This is a genomic window from Paenibacillus sp. NPDC058174, assembly GCF_042883865.1.
Classification (GTDB): domain Bacteria; phylum Bacillota; class Bacilli; order Paenibacillales; family Paenibacillaceae; genus Pristimantibacillus.
Window position 1 is genome coordinate 91585 of sequence record NZ_JBHVUY010000010.1, and the last position, 18735, is coordinate 110319.

At 51.3% G+C, this 18735-nt stretch carries 19 protein-coding genes, 1 rRNA gene and 1 other RNA gene; 19 read left to right on the top strand and 2 right to left on the bottom strand.

Features of this window, described 5'->3' with window-relative positions; genetic code table 11:
• Positions 1–252: hypothetical protein (locus tag ACFVVF_RS27065; protein ID WP_387816116.1), on the bottom strand; the 252-nt coding region annotated here is incomplete at its 3' end.
• A 437-nt stretch (positions 253–689) separates the two neighbouring features.
• Here ACFVVF_RS27065 and ACFVVF_RS27070 point away from each other — a divergent pair.
• From ACFVVF_RS27070 to argS, 3 genes are all read left to right on the top strand, one after another.
• Positions 690–1202, top strand: a complete 513-nt coding sequence (locus ACFVVF_RS27070) for a DNA-deoxyinosine glycosylase (RefSeq protein ID WP_387816118.1) — start codon at positions 690–692, stop codon at positions 1200–1202.
• A 73-nt stretch (positions 1203–1275) separates the two neighbouring features.
• Positions 1276–1722, top strand: a complete 447-nt coding sequence (locus ACFVVF_RS27075; RefSeq protein ID WP_387816120.1) for a YwiB family protein — start codon at positions 1276–1278, stop codon at positions 1720–1722.
• 71 nt (positions 1723–1793) lie between these two features.
• On the top strand, positions 1794–3473 hold the full coding sequence (gene argS, locus ACFVVF_RS27080) for an arginine--tRNA ligase (RefSeq protein ID WP_387816122.1): 1680 nt from the start codon (positions 1794–1796) through the stop codon (positions 3471–3473).
• A 119-nt stretch (positions 3474–3592) separates the two neighbouring features.
• Here the strand turns inward: argS and ACFVVF_RS27085 are convergent, their stop codons facing one another.
• Positions 3593–4726, bottom strand: a complete 1134-nt coding sequence (locus tag ACFVVF_RS27085) for a S8 family peptidase (protein WP_387816124.1) — start codon at positions 4724–4726, stop codon at positions 3593–3595.
• A 417-nt stretch (positions 4727–5143) separates the two neighbouring features.
• Here ACFVVF_RS27085 and rpoE point away from each other — a divergent pair, with 417 nt between their 5' ends.
• The 16 genes from rpoE to ACFVVF_RS27165 all read left to right on the top strand — a co-directional run.
• Positions 5144–5725: a DNA-directed RNA polymerase subunit delta gene (rpoE, locus tag ACFVVF_RS27090; RefSeq protein WP_387816126.1), complete on the top strand. Its 582-nt coding sequence runs from the start codon at positions 5144–5146 to the stop codon at positions 5723–5725.
• A 426-nt stretch (positions 5726–6151) separates the two neighbouring features.
• A complete protein-coding gene (locus ACFVVF_RS27095; protein ID WP_387816128.1) occupies positions 6152–7756 on the top strand; it encodes a CTP synthase in 1605 nt (534 codons plus the stop codon).
• A gap of 136 nt (positions 7757–7892) precedes the next feature.
• Entirely contained in the window at positions 7893–8291 is a 399-nt protein-coding gene (locus tag ACFVVF_RS27100) for a response regulator (protein ID WP_387816130.1), read from the top strand.
• A 167-nt stretch (positions 8292–8458) separates the two neighbouring features.
• On the top strand, positions 8459–9313 hold the full coding sequence (gene fba / locus ACFVVF_RS27105; protein ID WP_387816132.1) for a class II fructose-1,6-bisphosphate aldolase: 855 nt from the start codon (positions 8459–8461) through the stop codon (positions 9311–9313).
• A 117-nt stretch (positions 9314–9430) separates the two neighbouring features.
• Positions 9431–10690, top strand: coding sequence for a UDP-N-acetylglucosamine 1-carboxyvinyltransferase (locus ACFVVF_RS27110; protein ID WP_387816134.1), 1260 nt, complete (start codon positions 9431–9433; stop codon positions 10688–10690).
• Between the two features lie 103 nt (positions 10691–10793).
• Complete coding sequence (gene rho, locus ACFVVF_RS27115; protein WP_387816136.1) at positions 10794–12161, top strand: transcription termination factor Rho; 1368 nt, start codon at positions 10794–10796, stop codon at positions 12159–12161.
• A gap of 23 nt (positions 12162–12184) precedes the next feature.
• Positions 12185–13438, top strand: a complete 1254-nt coding sequence (locus ACFVVF_RS27120; protein WP_387816138.1) for a radical SAM family protein — start codon at positions 12185–12187, stop codon at positions 13436–13438.
• A gap of 118 nt (positions 13439–13556) precedes the next feature.
• A complete protein-coding gene (gene rpmE / locus ACFVVF_RS27125) occupies positions 13557–13754 on the top strand; it encodes a 50S ribosomal protein L31 (RefSeq protein ID WP_042171114.1) in 198 nt (65 codons plus the stop codon).
• Positions 13755–13823: 69 nt separating this feature from the next.
• The gene (locus tag ACFVVF_RS27130; protein ID WP_387816141.1) at positions 13824–14240 is read left to right on the top strand and encodes a hypothetical protein; all 417 of its coding nucleotides are present in this window, start codon (positions 13824–13826) and stop codon (positions 14238–14240) included.
• Positions 14241–14338: 98 nt separating this feature from the next.
• Positions 14339–14607, top strand: an RNA gene (gene ffs, locus ACFVVF_RS27135) — signal recognition particle sRNA large type.
• A 187-nt stretch (positions 14608–14794) separates the two neighbouring features.
• Positions 14795–16585, top strand: a complete 1791-nt coding sequence (dnaX, locus tag ACFVVF_RS27140) for a DNA polymerase III subunit gamma/tau (protein ID WP_387816143.1) — start codon at positions 14795–14797, stop codon at positions 16583–16585.
• 78 nt (positions 16586–16663) lie between these two features.
• The gene (locus ACFVVF_RS27145; RefSeq protein ID WP_042171122.1) at positions 16664–16975 is read left to right on the top strand and encodes a YbaB/EbfC family nucleoid-associated protein; all 312 of its coding nucleotides are present in this window, start codon (positions 16664–16666) and stop codon (positions 16973–16975) included.
• 48 nt (positions 16976–17023) lie between these two features.
• Complete coding sequence (gene recR / locus ACFVVF_RS27150) at positions 17024–17623, top strand: recombination mediator RecR (RefSeq protein WP_042171125.1); 600 nt, start codon at positions 17024–17026, stop codon at positions 17621–17623.
• 190 nt (positions 17624–17813) lie between these two features.
• The gene (locus ACFVVF_RS27155; protein ID WP_387816145.1) at positions 17814–18101 is read left to right on the top strand and encodes a DUF2508 domain-containing protein; all 288 of its coding nucleotides are present in this window, start codon (positions 17814–17816) and stop codon (positions 18099–18101) included.
• Positions 18098–18361, top strand: coding sequence for a pro-sigmaK processing inhibitor BofA family protein (locus ACFVVF_RS27160; RefSeq protein ID WP_387816147.1), 264 nt, complete (start codon positions 18098–18100; stop codon positions 18359–18361). The genes ACFVVF_RS27155 and ACFVVF_RS27160 overlap by 4 nt, the downstream gene beginning before the upstream one ends.
• 276 nt (positions 18362–18637) lie before the next feature.
• A 16S ribosomal RNA gene (locus ACFVVF_RS27165) occupies positions 18638–18735 on the top strand; the annotation flags it as partial.

Genomic DNA, 18735 nt, shown 5'->3' on the forward strand with positions numbered 1-18735 from the left:
GTTCGCCAATAGCGAAAAAAGCTTCGCTGCCTGCGAATGAACGGGGTGCAAGCTGCGAAATAACGAAGTTAGCTTCGTTAAATTGCGAAGTAGCTTCGCTAAAGGCGGATATGACGAGGGTTCAGAGGAAAAAGCGTTGCTGTTCATGAACGGAATGGGATCATCCAGCGGACAACTAATGAAGTTCGCTTCTTTAATTAACGAAGCCGCTTGCTGTTTCATGAACAGACTGAATTTCATAGAGCGGAACAACGAAGGTACTCGTTAGATAGCGAAGTGACGTCGCTGTTCTTGAATGGATAGGGTTCGAGCTGTGTGCAACAAGGAATAAAGTTTGTTTCTTGGAGCGAAGCAGCTTCGCTAAACAAAGAAGGTAAATTCGCTAAATGGTTGGTATGACGTAGGTTCAGGGAAATAGCGAAGTTAATTTCGCTATTCGAGAACCGAGGTTCGCCAATAGCGAAAAAAGCTGCGCTGTCTGCGAATGAACGGGGTTCTGGCTGTGGATTAACGAATTTCGCTTCGTTATATTGCGAAACCGCTTCGCTAATGACAAGAGGTTAGAGGAAAAAGCTTCGCTTTTCATGAACGGACAGGGTTTCGAGCTGTGTGCAACAACGAACGTAGCTGGCTTCGTTATATTGCGAAGCCACTTCGCAAATACAATTTTACTGGAGGGGGCCTTTATTATGGAACGCATACACTCATTCCCGCCTGTCATTGACGAACGCGCCCGCGTGCTGATTCTCGGCACTGCGCCAAGCGTCAAGTCGCTGGAGCACAGGCAGTTCTATGCGCATCCGCGCAATTATTTGTGGGGCATCGTGTACGGTCTGTTTGGTGCAGGGATACCAGACGAGAATTACAGCCGCCGGCTGAACTTCCTGCAGGAGCACCGGCTTGCGGTGTTCGACGTCATTGAATCCTGCGAGCGGGAGGGCAGTCTGGACGTAAATATACGGGACGAGCGCCCAAACGATCTTCCCGCATTGCTTGCGCAATATCCCGGGCTGCGGTGCTTTGCTTTTAATGGAAGCAAGGCCTATGATACGTTCCGCAAATATTTCCGCGATCACCCGGCATTCCAGTCCATTGCGACAATTAAACTGCCTTCCTCCAGCCCGATACCGACTCAGAAGATGCGGAACTTGGAGGACCGGATCGAAGCGTGGAGCGTCCTTCTGCCTTATCTGGAGGACTAGTAACCGTTGAAATTAAGAGGCTACCTGTATATAGTAGTAACATACGAGAAGACTGGGAAGTAGGAGCAATGCGATGCCAGACAGAATGCAAGTGATCGTCACGCTGGAGAGCAAGCAGGGCAGCGAAACGACCCGCCATCAATACACGGGCGAGTGGTTCCGCAAGGACCGTTCCGTGTACCTTCGCTATGAAGAAGGGCAGGGTGGGGAGGCGGTACGGACCATTATCCGCTGCCGGCCGGATGAAATGCTCATTACAAGGCGGGGTGCGGTGGAATCCGATCAGCTCTTTGTACGGGACGGCGGAAGGCAGCCGGGCAGCTACCGGTCCCCGTATACGTCATTCCAGATGGAGACGGATACGAAAAAGCTGTCGGTTCGCGCTGGCGGAGGAAGAGACGATTCCGATATGGCGCCGCCTTTTACGATAGAATGGAAGTATGAAATTTGGGTGAACGGCGAGATTTCGGGGCGGTTCCACAACCGGCTGCATATCGCCGAGTCAGAGCAAGCGGAATAGCTAGCTGCAATTATCGGGCATGAACAGAATGAGCGCTTATCGCTTATGATCATTAGGGGGTTGCGAGGAAGATGAGTACGAATGTATTGGATCAAATGTATGACAAGGTAAAGGAAGCTATCGCGGATGCGGCAGTGGCTGGAGGTCTGGCTGCACGCGAGGAGCTGCCTGCTTTCGTGCTGGAGGTTCCGAAGGACAAGGCGCATGGCGACTTGGCAACGAACGCAGCGATGCAATTGACGAAGCTGGCGAAAAAAAATCCGCGTCAAATCGCAGAGACGATTATCGCGAACCTGAACGGCGAGAAATTCGGCATTCAATCGGCTGAGATTGCTGGTCCCGGCTTTATTAATTTCCGTATGGACAAAAGCTACCTGTACTCCGTTATCGGCGAGGTAACAGCGGCAGGCGACAACTATGGCCGCATCGCAACTGGAGCGGGCAAACGGGTTGAAGTCGAGTTCGTCAGCGCCAACCCGACGGGCAGTCTTCACCTTGGCCATGCACGCGGCGCAGCTGTAGGCGACGCGCTCTGCAACGTGCTCGACTTTGCAGGCTATGAAGTAACCCGCGAATATTACATTAACGATGCCGGCAACCAAGTGAACAACTTGGCCCGTTCGATTGAAGCCCGCTACCGCCAAGCGCTGGGTCAAGCGGCAGAAATGCCGGAAGACGGCTATCACGGCGAGGATATCGTAGGCTTCGGCAAGCTGCTGGCTGAGCAAGAGGGAGACCGTCTGCTGTCGCTGCCAGAAGAAGAGCGCTTCACCTTCTTCCGCCAGTTCGGACTGGAGAAGGAATTGGACAAAATCAAGCGCGACCTCGGCCGCTTCCGCGTTGGCTTCGATATTTGGTACAGCGAAACGTCGCTGTACGAGAGTGGTCAAGTCGAGCAGGCGCTCGACGCTCTGAAGGCTAAGGGCCAAGTCTATGAAGAAGAGGGAGCAACTTGGCTCTCGACAATGCCTTACGGCGACGACAAAAACCGCGTGCTCGTGAAAAATGACGGCTCGTACACGTATTTGACGCCGGACATTGCGTACCACCGCGACAAATTCAGCCGCGGCTACGACCGGATGATCAATATTTGGGGCGCCGACCACCACGGCTACATTCCGCGTGTGAAAGCGGCTATGGCTGCGCTTGGCAACGACCCTGACAAGCTGGTCGTACTGATCGCACAGATGGTCAGCCTGTTCCAGGACGGCGAGAAGGTCAAGATGTCCAAACGTACCGGCAAAGCGGTTACGATGCAGGATTTGATGGATGAAGTCGGCGTTGACGCCATTCGTTATTTCTTCACGATGCGCAGCATGGACTCGCATCTGGATTTCGACATGGATCTGGCGATCTCGACATCCAACGAGAATCCGGTATTCTATGTGCAGTATGCGCATGCCCGCATCTGCAGCATTTTCCGCCAAGCGGAGGAGCAAGGCCTGGCGCTGGCGGATCTCGCGAGCATCGACCTCGGCAAGCTGGCTTCCGTGGCGGAGTTCGACCTGCTTCGCAAGCTCGGCGAGCTGCCGCAGGAAATCTCCGAAGCGGCAGAGCAATACGCGCCGCATCGTCTCGTGCGCTATGTGTACGAATTGGCTTCGCAATTCCACAGCTACTACAAAGCGGAGCGCGTCATTACCGAAGACGCAGCTCAGACGCAGGCGCGCCTCGCGCTGCTTGGCGCGGTTCGCACCGTTATCGCCAATGCGCTGCGCCTTGTCGGCGTATCCGCTCCAGAGCGGATGTAGCACTTGTCAGACAGCGCTCCTTAGCGCTGCAACAGTCAAAAGCCAAAAGGCTTGCCCGCAACGTCCAATCGCTGGACGGCGCAGGCAAGCCTTTTTTACAATGATGGTTTTCATCGTATCTATCGGTCTGCGGCTTGCAGCATCCGCATAATATCAAGCTCGCCGGTCAGCTTCGGCGCTTTCGTTCCTCGAAGCGGCTGAACGGACCGCTTCAGAATCGATTTGATTTCGGCAGGCGAGAGCCCCGGCTTATACGCCAGCAGCAGGGCAATTGCGCCGCTAACATGAGACGTAGCCATTGAGGTTCCGCTCATTTCGTGATATTTGCCGCGCAGCCAGGCCGAGACGATTTTGTCGCCGGGTGCATAGATGTCGATATATGCTCCCCGGTTGCTGAACGGCGCAACGCGCCGCAGCCTCGTGGAAGCTCCAACCGATACCGTCTGCGGGTATCGTGCCGGATAATCGACCGAGCGGCGCTTGCCGTCATTGCCGGATGAAGCAACGACAATAACGCCTGCATTGTAGGCGTTCGTAATGGAATTCAGCAGCGCTTTGCTGCGCGTTTTCATACCGAAGCTCATATTGATGATCTGCACTTTATTGCGGACGCACCAATCGATGCCGAGAATGATGTCGGACACAAAAGCGCTCCCGTTATGGTCGAACGCTTTCACCGGGTAGATTTGCGCACGGGGAGCGATGCCGATCATGCCGTGCACTTGGTTGGCGGCCGCGATCGTTCCGGCGATATGCGTGCCGTGGCCGTTGTCGTCGTGGGGAAGCATGCTCCGGTTAATCAAGTTAATGCCTCGCGACAATGATTGCCGCAGATCGGGATGACTGAAATCGACACCGGTGTCGATGACCCCGATTTTAATCCGGTGACCCGTTGTCGTGCTCCAGGCAAGAGGGGCTTTCACATGCTGAATGCCCCACGGAATCCCTTTTTCAGCAGACAACGATTTTTGCGGGGCAGCGTCTACGGTAATGCGGAAATCGTTCTCGATCCACACCCGCCCAGCGAAACGCGACAGCGTTTCTTTGACAGGAAGACGGCAGGAAATGGCGCGAATAATTTGTATCTGCTGAACGGCTTTCAGCTGAGAGGGTGTTGACAAATCTGACCATTCACGCAGAAACCGGCTGTAATCACCGGATTCCTGGAAGCGAATGATACGCCTGATTGTCGATGGACCATCTTCTGCGGCAACCGTGTCCTGCAACCAATGGAGAAAAGCGGTTGTATCCAATTTTCGCGTCCCCTCCCGACGGACGATGCTGAACTATTGTATGAACGAGCGCTCCCCCCCGCATGAGCCACTTGCCTTTTTTCATATAATTAGGCTTCAAACCGTGTCAAAAAGCGCCTCTGGACATAGGATGATGCAAGAGCTCTTCGGGGCTCTCACGTCTCTGGGCCGCACCCGGGGTGTGCGTCCGGATGGATACAGTCAAAGCGAAGGGGACAGCCCCAATGTCATTAAGTTAAAGTTAAGCTTATGACATTGAGGACAGCCCTTCGCTTTTTGCTTATATGTCCAAGCCCTCCGGTAAAGGGGCTTCGTGCAGAGCGTGCGCTTGCTTTTTTGAAAGAAATAGGTTTTACTATACTGTGATAAAGGAATGCACCTGTAAATATAGAAGATGGCAAGAGAGGATGTGTCCATATGAGCAGCGGCGGAATTACTTTGAAGCTTGATGCTGAGCGCATTAAGGAAATGCCTATGGTCGATTTGGCGTTTGAAGTGCTGAAGGCGGCTAATACCCCTTATTACTACCGTGATCTGATGATGGAAATTGCGAAAATTCGCGGTCTTTCTGCGGATGAGATTAATCAGGTTATCGCGCAGGTATATACGGAAATTAATATTGATGGCCGTTTCGCATGTGTCGGCAGCAATATGTGGGGCCTCAAGCGGTGGTATCCGGTTGAGCGCAACGAGGATCCGATCTCGAACGCGAAGCGTCCGCGCATTATTAACGATGATGACGATGACGATGTTGAAGATCTGTTCGCGGACGAGGAAGAAGAAACCTACGCAGCGGATGAAGAGGATTACGATGTGTACGACGAAGATCGTGAATTCGAAGAATCCGAAGAAGAGACTGAAGTCGACGAAGAGGTTGCTATCGACGATGAAGAAATCGACGAGGATCTCTCTGACGAAGACGCTGATGAAGAAGCGGATGACTTGGATTCGGACGACGATGAAGATGAAGACGATGAAGACGACAGCGACGACAAATAATGTTGCGCTCGCAGAACGAAGTCTCCTGATGGAGGCTTCGTTCTTTTTTTGCCTGCGGCACCCGCCTTATTCTGCCTGTCCGTATGCAAAAGATGGAGATGCCGGATTGGGCCAGCTTTACGCTTGACAGGTGCATTTGGGGCATGTAAACTATTGCATGGGCTTTAAGATTCGCTTAACAGTACCGTGAAGCCAATAGGGGCAATTAGACTCCAAACGGCTTGGCGGCGAACTAGCGTTTTGCGGTGAAATATAGGGATGACATAAGCGGGTTTGCCTTATGTTTTCTTGTATTTTAATAATATGCTAAACGAAAAGTGCCCCGTGAAGACGGGTGTCACTTTTTTTGTTTGTACAATATCCATTTTTATCGGACAAATGGGCAAACCTAATCATAACCATAGGAGCTTGGAGGGTATTCACACAGTGACGAAATACATTTTTGTAACCGGAGGCGTTGTCTCTTCCTTGGGTAAAGGGATCACAGCCGCATCGCTGGGGCGTTTGCTGAAGAACAGAGGCTTGAAAGTGACGATCCAAAAATTCGACCCCTATATTAACGTTGACCCAGGGACGATGAGCCCTTATCAGCATGGTGAAGTCTACGTTACCGACGATGGCGCGGAAACGGACCTTGACCTGGGGCACTACGAGCGTTTTATCGACATTAACTTGACGAAGTACAGCAGCGTTACGGCGGGCAAAATCTATTCCAACGTAATCAGCAAAGAGCGCCGCGGCGAATATTTGGGCGGAACAGTGCAAGTAATCCCTCATATTACGAATGAAATTAAGGAACGCGTCTACCGTGCCGGCAAAGAAGCAGGCTCCGACGTCGTTATTACGGAAATCGGCGGTACAGTGGGCGATATCGAAAGCTTGCCGTTCATGGAAGCGATTCGTCAGATTAAAAGCGATATCGGACGCGACAACGTGATGTACATTCATGTAACCCTCGTTCCTTATATTAAAGCGGCTGGCGAAGTGAAGACGAAACCGACTCAGCACAGTGTAAAAGAGCTTCGCAGCATCGGCATTCAGCCTAACGTTATCGTTACGCGTACCGAGCATGCGCTTGCTGAAGATCTGAAGCGTAAAATCGCGCAGTTCTGCGACGTGGACGCGAATGCGGTTATCGAATGCCGTGATGCGGCAACGCTGTACGACGTTCCAATGATGCTTCGCGAGCAAGGTCTTGACGATATCGTCGTCAACCATCTGAAGCTGAACACGAACGAGCCGGACATGTCCGAATGGATCGCGCTGGTTGACCGTGTGAAGTCGCTCCGTCATAAGACGGAAATTGCGATTGTCGGCAAATATGTTGCACTTCACGATGCTTATTTGAGCATTGTTGAAGCACTCAGCCACGCTGGCTTTGACGCGGATTCCGAAGTGAAGCTGCGCTGGGTCAATGCGGAAGAGCTTAACGATCAGAACGTAGCGGACAGGCTGCAGGGCGTACACGGCGTTCTCGTTCCAGGCGGCTTCGGCGATCGCGGCATCGAGGGCAAAGTATCGGCGATCCGTTATGCACGTGAAAATAAAGTTCCGTTCTTCGGCATTTGCCTTGGCATGCAGGTAGCGGTTATCGAATATGCCCGCAACGTTGCAGGTCTCGACAACGCGAACAGCTCGGAGATCAATCCTTCAACAGCTTACCCGGTTATCGACTTGCTTCCGGATCAGAAGGATATCGAAGATATGGGCGGCACGATGCGCCTTGGCCTCTATCCTTGCAAGCTCGTTCCAGGCTCGCTTGCAGCAGGCGAATACGGCGAAGAGCTCGTCTATGAGCGTCACCGCCACCGGTATGAGTTCAACAATGAATACCGCGAGCAGATCGAAGCGGCAGGCTTGCGCATTTCCGGCACATCGCCGGACGGACGTCTCGTTGAAATGGTGGAGATTGCCGATCACCCTTGGTTCCTTGCGGTTCAATTCCATCCGGAATTCACTTCGCGCCCTAACCGTCCGCAGCGTTTGTTCCGCGGATTTGTCCATGCGGCGCTGGCTTATTCGGGCCAATAATACGGCTTAAAATCAGCCAAAAAGATTTTCCAATTTTTTTCTAAGCGGCAGAAGGATAATAGCCTTTGATTACCGAATATATTAACGATTATGGAAGAGTTGACCAATTGGTGCTCGGTCGTAGGAGGTAATATATTTGGAGAAGAAGAAGGTATTGATCGTAGATGACCAGAACGGGATCCGGGTACTTCTGATGGAAGTATTCAGCAATGAAGGCTACAACACTTTCCAAGCTTCAAACGGCAAGCTGGCACTGGAAATTGTCAAAGCAGAGAGCCCGGATCTCGTGCTGCTCGATATGAAAATTCCTGGAATGGACGGACTTGAGATTCTGAAGCATGTCAAGACGATCAACCGGGACATTAAAGTCATCATGATGACGGCATACGGCGAGCTGGACATGATCAAGGAAGCGACCGATCTTGGCGCGCTGATGCATTTCACAAAGCCGTTCGATATTGATGAGATGCGCATTGCAGTGAATATGCAGCTTCACGGCGGCAACTCCAACAACCGTTTTGCGATTGGGTCCTAAGCAGGGCCCTTTTTTTATGTAACGCTTTCATTGGAAATCGTTGGAATGCGGGGCGGGGCCTGTCAAAACAGCTTTACCATTCCTTTATTCAATATGGTATAATGGCTCAGAATGACAAGTCGGAACGGGCTTGACGATAACAGAAGATATTTTAGGAGGAAAGACAAATGCCATTGGTATCGATGAATGAGTTTTTGCCTAAAGCAAAAGCGAACAAGTTTGCAGTCGGTCAGTTCAACATGAACAACCTGGAGTTTGCTCAAGCGACTGTTGAAGCAGCTATTGAGGAGAACTCGCCTTTTATTTACGGAGTCAGCGAAGGCGCTCTGAAATATATGGGTATTGAGTTTACTGTAGCTATGGCTCGCGCCGCAGCTGAAAAATCCGGTCTTCCAATCGCGCTTCACCTGGACCACGGCAGCAGCTTTGACGTTGCGATGAAATGTATCCGCGCAGGCTTCTCGTCCGTTATGTTCGACGGATCGCACTACGGTCTGGAAGAAAATATCAAGCTGACGAAAGAAGTCGTTAAAGCGGCACGCGCAATGGGCGTATCCGTGGAAGGCGAGCTGGGCACTATCGGCGGCGTTGAAGATGACCTGAGCGTTGACGAGAAAGACGCTACTCTGGCTAACCCAGAAGAAGCAATCCGTTTCTACGAAGAAACAGGCGTTGACTGTCTGGCTATCGCAGTTGGCACGGCTCACGGCATGTACAAAGGCGAGCCTAAAATCCACTATGATATCATTCAAAAGGTTTCCGATGCGATCCCTGTACCAGTCGTATTGCACGGCGGTTCCGGCGTTCCTGACGAAGCAATTCGTCTGTCCATCCAAGCTGGCGTAGGCAAAATCAACGTCAACACGGAAAACCAAGTGGCTTGCACGAACGCAATCCGCGAAGTATTGCTGGCTAACAACGAAGTATTCGATCCGCGCAAATACTTGACGCCTGCCCGCAATGCAATGAAAGCTGTTATCCAAGAAAAAATCCGCTTGTTCGGAAGCAACAACCAAGCGTAATCAACGGAGCACGGGATACGAACCGCCATCTAGCGACGAGCGCGCCGATTGGCGCGCCTCCTGAACGGCGGTTCTTCCTATGTTCCCTTCCAACGAAACGGGAGGATAACAAAAAAGATGGAGAAATTGATGATACGCGGCGGACGTCCGCTGCGGGGCACTGTTCAGATCAGCGGGGCGAAGAACAGCGCGGTTGCGTTGGTTCCGGCTGCAATATTGGCGGAATCGGAAGTCATTCTTGATAATTTGCCGCATTTGAGTGATGTGGCGGTGTTAAGCGAAATTTTGCAAGATCTTGGCGCAACGGTGGACAGGCAGGACGATGTTATGCGAATCGATCCCTCCCGTCTTCAAGCAAAGCCAATGCCTAATGGCAAAGTAAAGCTGCTTCGCGCTTCGTATTATTTAATGGGTGCGATGCTTGGCCGCTTCGGTGAAGCGACGATCGGATTGCCCGGCGGATGCAACTTCGAGCCGAGACCAATCGATCAGCATATTAAAGGATTTGAAGCATTGGGCGCTACGGTGACCAATGAGCATGGATCTATGCATATCTCCGCGAAAGAATTGCGCGGTGCCAAAATTTACCTGGACGTTGTCAGCGTCGGTGCGACAATTAACATTATGCTTGCGGCCTCGCGGGCCAAAGGCTCTACTATTATTGAAAACGCGGCAAAAGAGCCTGAAATTATAGATGTAGCTACACTTCTTAACGCCATGGGCGCGAAAATAAAAGGAGCCGGAACCGAGACGATTCGGATCGAAGGCGTTGACAGCCTGCATGGCTGCCGTCATTCGATTATTCCCGATCGGATTCAAGCCGGCACGTATATGATTGCCGCAGCTGCTACGCGCGGCGATGTTCTTATCGATAATGTCATTCCGAAGCATATGGAAGCTATGACGGCTAAGCTTGAAGAGATGGGTGTTATCGTCGAGGAAATGGACGAGTCCATCCGTATTATTGGCGGTCCGAAGTATAACCCGGTAGATGTGAAAGCCCTTGTGTACCCAGGCTTCGCAACCGATCTTCAATCGCCGATGACAAGTCTGCTTACGCAAGCATCGGGTGTCAGCATCCTGACCGATTATGTATACAGCAACCGGTTCAAGCATGTGCCGGAGCTTGCCCGTATGGGTGCGGACATTCGCGTTGAAGGGCGTTCGGCCATCATTGAAGGCGGACCGCTGAACGCAGCGAAAGTACGGGCAACCGATCTTCGTGCAGGAGCTGCACTTGTTATTGCAGGGCTGACTGTTGCAGAAGGCGTTACCGAAATTACGGGCGTGGAGTATATCGACAGAGGCTATGACAACCTCGTGGAAAATCTCCGCCGCCTGGGCGCCGATGTCTGGCGTGAAACAGAATCCTCTTAATCTTGAATTCGGTGCCTCCTTGCGAATAGAAGGCACCGAATTCGGTATATAATGATAGATCAGCATTCGATAGCGGAAATAAATATAACAAAGTGGTGAGAATATGACGGATCTTCAGATCGCCGATCTGGAAGAGAAGAAGCTGACCGACTTGTACAAGCTTGCTAAGCAGTATCAAATCCCTTATTACGGGCAATTGAAAAAGAAAGAATTGATCTTTGCTATTCTTAGAGCACAAGCGGAAACAAGCGGATTTATGTTTATGGAAGGCATACTTGACGTGTTGCCGGAAGGCTATGGCTTCCTGCGGCCGATAAACTATTTGCCAAGCAAAGAGGATATTTATATTTCTGCCTCGCAGATTCGCAAATTCGATTTGCGCAACGGCGACCTCGTATCAGGCAAATGCCGGCTGCCTAAAGAAAAGGAAAAATATTTTGGATTGCTGCAGGTTAATGCCGTGAATGGAACGGACCCCGCATCAGCCGCTGAACGATTGCATTTTCCCGCACTCACTCCTCTCTATCCACAGAAAAAAATCGTTATGGAGACGGCTCCCAACAAAATTTCAACGCGAATTATGGATTTGCTTGCACCTGTCGGTCTTGGCCAGCGCGGACTTATCGTTGCACCGCCTAAAGCGGGTAAAACGCTGCTGCTGAAGGAAATTGCCAACAGTATTTCGACGAATCATCCGGATATCGAGCTTTTTGTGCTGCTCATTGATGAGCGGCCGGAGGAAGTGACGGATATGCAGCGCTCTGTGAAGGGCGAGGTTGTTGCTTCTACATTCGACGAATTGCCTGAAAATCATATTAAAGTAGCGGAGCTTGTGTTGGAGCGGGCGCTTCGGCTTGTTGAGCATAAGAAGGACGTTGTTATTTTGCTGGACAGCATCACCCGGCTTGCCCGTGCATATAACGTCGTTGTGCCTCCATCGGGCAGAACGCTGAGCGGCGGTATTGATCCTGCGGCATTCCACCGTCCGAAGCGGTTTTTCGGTGCGGCTCGCAACGTCGAGGAAGGCGGAAGCTTGACGATTCTGGCTACGGCTCTGATCGAAACAGGCTCGCGTATGGATGATATCATTTATGAAGAGTTTAAAGGCACGGGCAATATGGAGCTTCATCTCGACCGGAAGCTGGCAGAACGCCGGATTTTCCCTGCGCTGGATATTCGCCGTTCCGGCACGCGCAGAGAGGAATTGCTGCTCTCGAAGGAAGAACTGGAGAAAGTATGGGTTGTGCGCCGCAATATGACCGATACGCCCGACTTTGTCGACGGCTTCTTGAAGAAGCTGGCGGACAGCAAGTCCAACAGCGAGTTTCTGTTGTCGCTCGATACGTCCGAGGAGAAACCACCACAGCAGCCGCGATCCAGTATGAAAAGCGGCTCGGTGTCGACATCGTCGACATCGGGCAGACGGCCTGCTCCGCGCTCTAGCTCGACACACTCGTCCCAGGGCTCGTAAGCGGATCGAAGGAGGACATCAAGATGAATTTGGTTTATGCGGATGAGAAAGGGAATGTGTTTGATCATCCTGAATATATAGCGCTTGCCCGCAGCGGAGATATGATCGTTGAGCTGATGGAAGAGGAGCTTATTCCGCTGCCAAGCGGAGCTACGCTCGTCGGCTTGCCGCACACCCGCCCGGCTTGCATGGATCCCGACACGGGTGAAATGAAGCTGCTGGACGGCAGCGTGCAAGCGGTTGGCGCATTGCTGCCGCAAGGCTTTACCCGCCTTGCGCTGCCGGGTTATGTCAAAACCGATAAGAACGAGAAGTTTCCGTTGTTCGGCTATACAGCAGTCGTATGGAAAAATGGCGGATTTTACGTAGCAGCTGAGCAAAGCGATGATCCTTACAAATGGGATCCGCTCAATTGCGATCGCCGTGAAGTAAAAAGCCAAGTGGATAAGCTGCTGAACAAGTATCCGGAAAACCGGCTGTACAAGCATCTTTCCAACTGTGCGCTCGGTTACGAATGCCTGACTTCATCCAACACCTTCCTGCAGCGCTGGGAAGGCGGCGTGCCGGTCTCGTATTCCTGCAATGCAGGATGCTTCGGATGTATTTCCGAGCAGCCGGACGACAGCGGCTTTGTTGCTCCGCAAACACGGATGAATTTCAAGCCGAGAGTGGATGAAATTACGGAAATTATGCTGGAGCACCTCCGCACGCCGGAATCCATCATTAGCTTCGGACAAGGCTGCGAGGGCGAGCCTTCCACGCAAGCGAAGATTATCGTAGAAGCGATGCGCCAGGTGCGCAGCCAGACTTCGCAAGGCTATATTAATATCAATACGAATGCCGGCTTGACCGATCATATTCGGGCAATTGTTGATGCGGGCCTTGATCTAATGCGCGTCAGCACGATTAGTGCGCTGGATGATCACTATAATGCGTACTACAAGCCGCGTGCCTATAATCTGGCCAACGTTGAGAAGTCGCTGAAATATGCGACTGACAAAGGGGTTTACACGTCGATCAACTATTTGATCTTCCCTGGCGTGACGGACCGCGAGGAAGAGATTGAGGCGATGATCGGTTTTGCCAAGCGTACAGGATTAAAGCTCATTCAGATGCGCAACCTGAATATTGATCCGGAGAGCTATCTGGAGTTAATTCCTCCCGCACAAGGCGAAATTTATGGCATGAAGCAAATGCTGGAGATTTTCCGTGAAGAGCTGCCGGATGTCGTTATCGGCTCCTATACGCATCTTCCGCCTGCTGCTTTGCGCAAATAAACTGGCGAAACTGGAAATGACAATAGCATTGCAAGGCGGATAACGTCGTGCTATAATCCGTATGTGTAATTTTAACTCTGGGTCCGCATGTGGCTCAGGGCAGAAAGAGGTGAACGAGATGAAACAAGGTATTCATCCGACATACCACGTCTCCAATATTACTTGCGCTTGCGGTAACAGCTTCGAAGTAGGTTCGATTAAACAAAACCTGCGCGTTGAGGTTTGCTCCGTGTGTCACCCATTCTTCACGGGTAAGCAAAAGTTTTTGGATGCGGGCGGCCGCGTCGATCGTTTCAAAAAGAAATACGGTATTTAATTATTCCGCTAATTGGCAGAATACAAGAACCTCCCACAGCCATCCTATGGTTGAAGGGAGGTTTTTTATTTGACGCATAAAGGTTACGCAAGCAGCATGAAACGTACGATGATTGGGGTAGCAGCGATTGCTGCACTAGCCGTTTGCCTCAGCGGGTGTGCAAGCAATCCCAGCACGAGGCAACCCAAAACCTATGGCCATGACGGTTATATGGGCTATTCCAACAGCAACCCGAACATTCCCAACAATTTCTCTTACTTGAATTATAAATCCGACGGCAAGTTCGCCGGCGAGGTGTTGAACAAGCTGAAGGGTGACGGCGTAAAGAGCCATCAGCTTTATTTTAACGGGGAGTATCTACGCGTCTTATTGAATGTGGACAGCCGGTTAACGAATGCCGAAGTGGACCAGTTACGCCAAAAAGCGCAAAATTTGGTGCAATACAATATGCCGCGTTATAAGGTGACGACGGAAGTTGCCCGTTAGGGGAAAAGGCTGTGAATCGTACAAAAAGTGCGGCTCATAAAATGGAAATCCGATCCATGAGTTGCGCTTTGTTGTCGAATGGGCTATACTTATTTTTGCCGTGCTAGATGGGGAGTTAGCGGTGCCCTGTAACTCGCAATCCGCTTTAGCGAGGTTGAATTCCTGTCTGAGGTTATGTCGATGCAGGGTTTGGCACTTGAAGATCAGTGTTGACAGTTGGGTCCTTCGCAATGAGCGCTTGTGAACCCGGTCAGGTCCGGAAGGAAGCAGCCGTAAGCAGGTTAGTTCATGTGCCGAGGGAGTGCCTGGCTCGAGCTGGGGAGCAAGGATGCCGCCTGGTTCGCATGTATCGGGGATAGGTGCACGGTTTATATTTTTACAATAGCGGGAAATGGATAACACCAGTGGAGCTTTTCGACAGGGTCGAAATGGCTTAAGCGGGTGTTTTTGTTTTTTATATTTAAGTGATTCTAACGGTTCGGTAGTTTTTATCAGAGAGTCGTTGTTGTATAATAGAGGGGAATTCGAACGGAAAGCTGGAGGGAACGGTCCGCGTGACACATATTGCATTATATCGTGCCTGGCGTCCGCAGACGTTTCAGGATATGGTCGGACAACAGCATATTATTCAGACTTTGCAAAATGCTATTCGCGAGAATCGGGTTTCGCATGCTTATTTGTTTAATGGTCCGCGAGGCACAGGTAAGACCACTGCCGCCAAAGTAATGGCGAAGGCGGTTAACTGCGAGCGGGGACCGGCGACGGAGCCATGCAATGAATGCGATGCTTGCCGGGGCATTACAGCAGGTCATATTATGGATGTTGTGGAGATCGACGCCGCTTCCAATCGAGGCATCGATGAAATACGGGATATTCGCGATAAAGTTCGCTATGCCCCGTCGGAAGTACGTTACAAAGTATATATTATTGATGAAGTCCATATGCTTACGGCCGAAGCCTTCAATGCTTTGCTCAAGACGCTGGAGGAGCCGCCGGGCCATGTGATTTTCATACTGGCAACGACGGAGCCTCATAAGCTGCCGGCTACGATTATTTCCCGCTGTCAGCGTTTCGATTTCCGTCAGGTATCGCTGGCGGAGCAGTCTGAGCGGCTCATTCAAATTTGCCGCGAAGAAGGCATCGACGCTGATGAGGATGCGATCTCGTATATTGCACGTCTATCCGAGGGCGGTATGCGTGACGCGATTAGCTTGCTGGAGCAGGTATCGGCATTCGGCAACTCCAGAATTACGCTGGAGGCCGCGGTCGATGTAACCGGAGGCATGGCAGCGGAGCAGTTCTATGAATTGGCTGAAGCAGTGAGGGACCGCAACGTTGCGGCTGTGCTGCCGCTTGTCGAGAGCTTGACGCAAGCGGGCAAGAGCGCGGACAAATGTATGGAAAATTTAATTTATTATTTCAGAGATCTCTTGGTATTGAAGCTGGCCCCGCAAGGCGCCGTGACGGAACGCGTCGTGGATGCCGAGCGGTTCCGGTCGATGGCAGAAGCCTTCTCACCGGAACGGCTGTTCAAGATGATCGATACGCTGAACCGTTATCAATCCGATATGAAGCATGCTTCCCAGCCGCAGACATTGTTCGAGGTTGCGCTGATGAAGCTCTGCACGGGTGATTCGGAGGGAGCTTCTAGCAGCTCTCATGCCGCCGCTGGTGCAGGGGCACCTGCGGGTGCTTCGCCGGCAGCCGGCGAAATGCAGCGGCTGCGGCAGCAGATCGAAGTGTTGGAGCGCAAGCTGGAGCAGGTGCTGCAAAACGGCGGCGCTGCAGCTGGCGGCGGTCAAGCTGGCGACGGAGGACAGTCTCGCTCTGCGGGCAATCGTCAGCCGAGCGCCGGCGGCCGTGGCGGATTTGGCGCGGCTGGTGGAGTAAGGCTGGCATCAGTGAAGCTTGATCCTTACCTCGCCTCTGCCGGAAGTCCGGCAAGCGGCCAGGTTCGGATGAAGTGGAGCGAGGTGCTGCAGCGGGTTAAGGAAGCCAGAATTACCGTTCATGCTTGGCTGGTTGACGGAGAACCTGTTGCAGCTACGGATGATTCGGTGCTTGTGGCCTTCAAGAACACGATGCACCGGGAGACGACCGAGAAGCCGGCACACCGGGATATTATCGAGCGTGTATTGCAGGATGTAATCGGCAAACCGCTACGTCTCGCTACCGTCATGCTTAAGGAATGGCAAGCTGCAGCCGACCGTCCTGGCGGCGCTGAAGATCCGCTCGAACTGACTGCCGACGCCATCGATACGGGAGAGGCTGCACCTCAACCGAAGTGGGTGGAGGAAGCGGTGAAGCTGTTTGGCGAGGATTTGGTCGTCGTTAAGGAAGATTAGCGGGACAGGTTGCAAGCTGAAGTCAGATCGTTAATGATTAATGAAAATGAATTCCACTACATTTATGAGGTGATTAGAATGAACAATATGAACCAAATGATGAAGCAAGTGAAAAAAATGCAGGATCAAATGATGAAAGCGCAAGAGGAGCTCGTTAATAAGTCCGCTGAAGGCACGGCAGGCGGCGGTGTTGTTACCGTTACAGCTAACGGCCATAAAAAAATCACCAACATTACAATTAAACCGGAAGCTGTTGATCCGGATGATGTAGAAATGCTGCAGGATCTTGTTCTGACAGCGGTTAATGATGCTCTTGCTAAAGTTGACGATATGGCGAACCAGGATATGAGCAAATTTACAGGCGGTATGAAAATCCCTGGTCTGTTCTAATTATTGAACGACCTTTGCTTGCTGGCTGCTTGAAAGGAGCTGCACTTCTTGTATTACCCCGAACCGATAGCGAAATTGATTGATGCCTTTTCACGGCTTCCGGGCATTGGTCCCAAAACGGCCGCAAGGCTTGCTTTTCATGTGCTGCGAATGAAAGAGGATGACGTCATCGACTTTGCCAAAGCGCTGGTCAGCGTCAAGCGGAATCTGACTTATTGCTCTGTCTGCTGCAATATTACGGATACGGACCCTTGCCGGATTTGCCAAGACAAGTCGCGTGACAACTCCGTCATTTGCGTCGTACAGGAATCGAAGGATTTGGTCGCGATGGAACGGATGAAGGAGTTCCAGGGCCATTATCACGTGCTGCAGGGCGCAATTTCTCCTATGGAGGGAATTGGGCCGGATCAGATCCGCATTGCTGAGCTGCTTCAACGTTTGAGTGATGAGCGCGTACAGGAGCTTATCCTGGCAACGAATCCGAATATCGAAGGCGAAGCAACAGCGATGTATATTTCGCGATTGGTAAAGCCGTTCGGTATTCGCGTCACGCGGATTGCGCATGGACTGCCGGTAGGCGGCGATTTGGAATATGCGGATGAAGTTACGCTTTCCAAAGCGATGGAAGGCCGTAGAGAATTAAGTTGATAAATTAAGGCTGTTTTCAGAGGATGCAGATTGACTGCTTTCTTTGGAAGCAGTCTTTTTTTGTTATTAGCCAAGAGTGGGGGATAACCTCGTTTTCTTGTTCTATTTTCAGCCTATTGCTTATACACATGAAGTAGTTAGGGGCAATAGGTGAAAAAGTGAAGTGGACAAGCAAAGGGGGATATTGGATATGGGTATGCTGAATCTTCGCCATAAGGATCAGGCAGTTCAAGCCAAAAGCCGGATAACGGCAGAGATGGATACGGTGCAGTGGACCGAGCATTTGCGTTTAGAGATCGCAGAGGCTCACCGGGAATGGGTAAATGCAAATCGGTTTTTCGATGTTGCGGAAGGCAAGGATCAGATCGATTATGCAATCTATTCGATTATAACGGCAGAGAAGCGATATGAAATGCTGCTGCGAGTGGCTAAAAGGACATGCCGGGTATGGCCGGAGTGGAAGGGGGCGCTGCAATGAAGATGATTTGGCTGGCTACACTGCTTATCTCATCATTCTTATTAGTGGTTATTTTGCTCCGCAACAAATTGTCGATGGCATGGCTGAAGGGTTTTGCCGTCCATCTTGTACTGGCAGCAGTCGTATTGTATATCTTGAATTATTCAGGGCTCATTCCGAAAATGTACATCCCGTTAAACCCTGCGACCATCGGTACTGTCGTTGTTCTGGGGGTTCCCGGCATCGCTTTAATTGCGGGTGTTCAGTACTTTATCGTATAGAATAAACGATTGGGGTTGACGCAGGCCCAGATTGTATGCTACATTATATCTCGCGCCAAAGAGCAAGGGAAATGAGCTTTAAAAAAGAATTTTAAAAAAAAGCTTGCATTGATCTGGGCGTCTGTGATATATTATAAAAGTCGCCGCTGAGAAAAACGCGGTTGACACGAAAAAAAGAATTGTTCTTTGAAAACTGAACAACGAGCAAAACTGCCCTTATGAATGGCTCGCCATTCGTAAGAAAAAGCGATAAAACAAAGTAATGAGCTTTCAAATTCTATGGAGAGTTTGATCCTGGCTCAGGACGAACGCTGGCGGCGTGCCTAATACATGCAAGTCGAGCGGACTTGAAGGAGTGCTTGCACTCCTGATGG

Excerpts from the sequence above, each read along its gene's own strand:
- ACFVVF_RS27070 (WP_387816118.1), top strand. The coding sequence starts at position 690 with ATGGAACGCATACACTCATTCCCGCCTGTCATTGACGAACGCGCCCGC.
- ACFVVF_RS27075 (WP_387816120.1), top strand. The coding sequence starts at position 1,276 with ATGCCAGACAGAATGCAAGTGATCGTCACGCTGGAGAGCAAGCAGGGC.
- argS (WP_387816122.1), top strand. The coding sequence starts at position 1,794 with ATGAGTACGAATGTATTGGATCAAATGTATGACAAGGTAAAGGAAGCT.
- rpoE (WP_387816126.1), top strand. The coding sequence starts at position 5,144 with ATGAGCAGCGGCGGAATTACTTTGAAGCTTGATGCTGAGCGCATTAAG.
- fba (WP_387816132.1), top strand. The coding sequence starts at position 8,459 with ATGCCATTGGTATCGATGAATGAGTTTTTGCCTAAAGCAAAAGCGAAC.
- ACFVVF_RS27110 (WP_387816134.1), top strand. The coding sequence starts at position 9,431 with ATGGAGAAATTGATGATACGCGGCGGACGTCCGCTGCGGGGCACTGTT.
- rho (WP_387816136.1), top strand. The coding sequence starts at position 10,794 with ATGACGGATCTTCAGATCGCCGATCTGGAAGAGAAGAAGCTGACCGAC.
- ACFVVF_RS27120 (WP_387816138.1), top strand. The coding sequence starts at position 12,185 with ATGAATTTGGTTTATGCGGATGAGAAAGGGAATGTGTTTGATCATCCT.
- rpmE (WP_042171114.1), top strand. The coding sequence starts at position 13,557 with ATGAAACAAGGTATTCATCCGACATACCACGTCTCCAATATTACTTGC.
- ACFVVF_RS27145 (WP_042171122.1), top strand. The coding sequence starts at position 16,664 with ATGAACAATATGAACCAAATGATGAAGCAAGTGAAAAAAATGCAGGAT.
- ACFVVF_RS27155 (WP_387816145.1), top strand. The coding sequence starts at position 17,814 with ATGGGTATGCTGAATCTTCGCCATAAGGATCAGGCAGTTCAAGCCAAA.
- ACFVVF_RS27160 (WP_387816147.1), top strand. The coding sequence starts at position 18,098 with ATGAAGATGATTTGGCTGGCTACACTGCTTATCTCATCATTCTTATTA.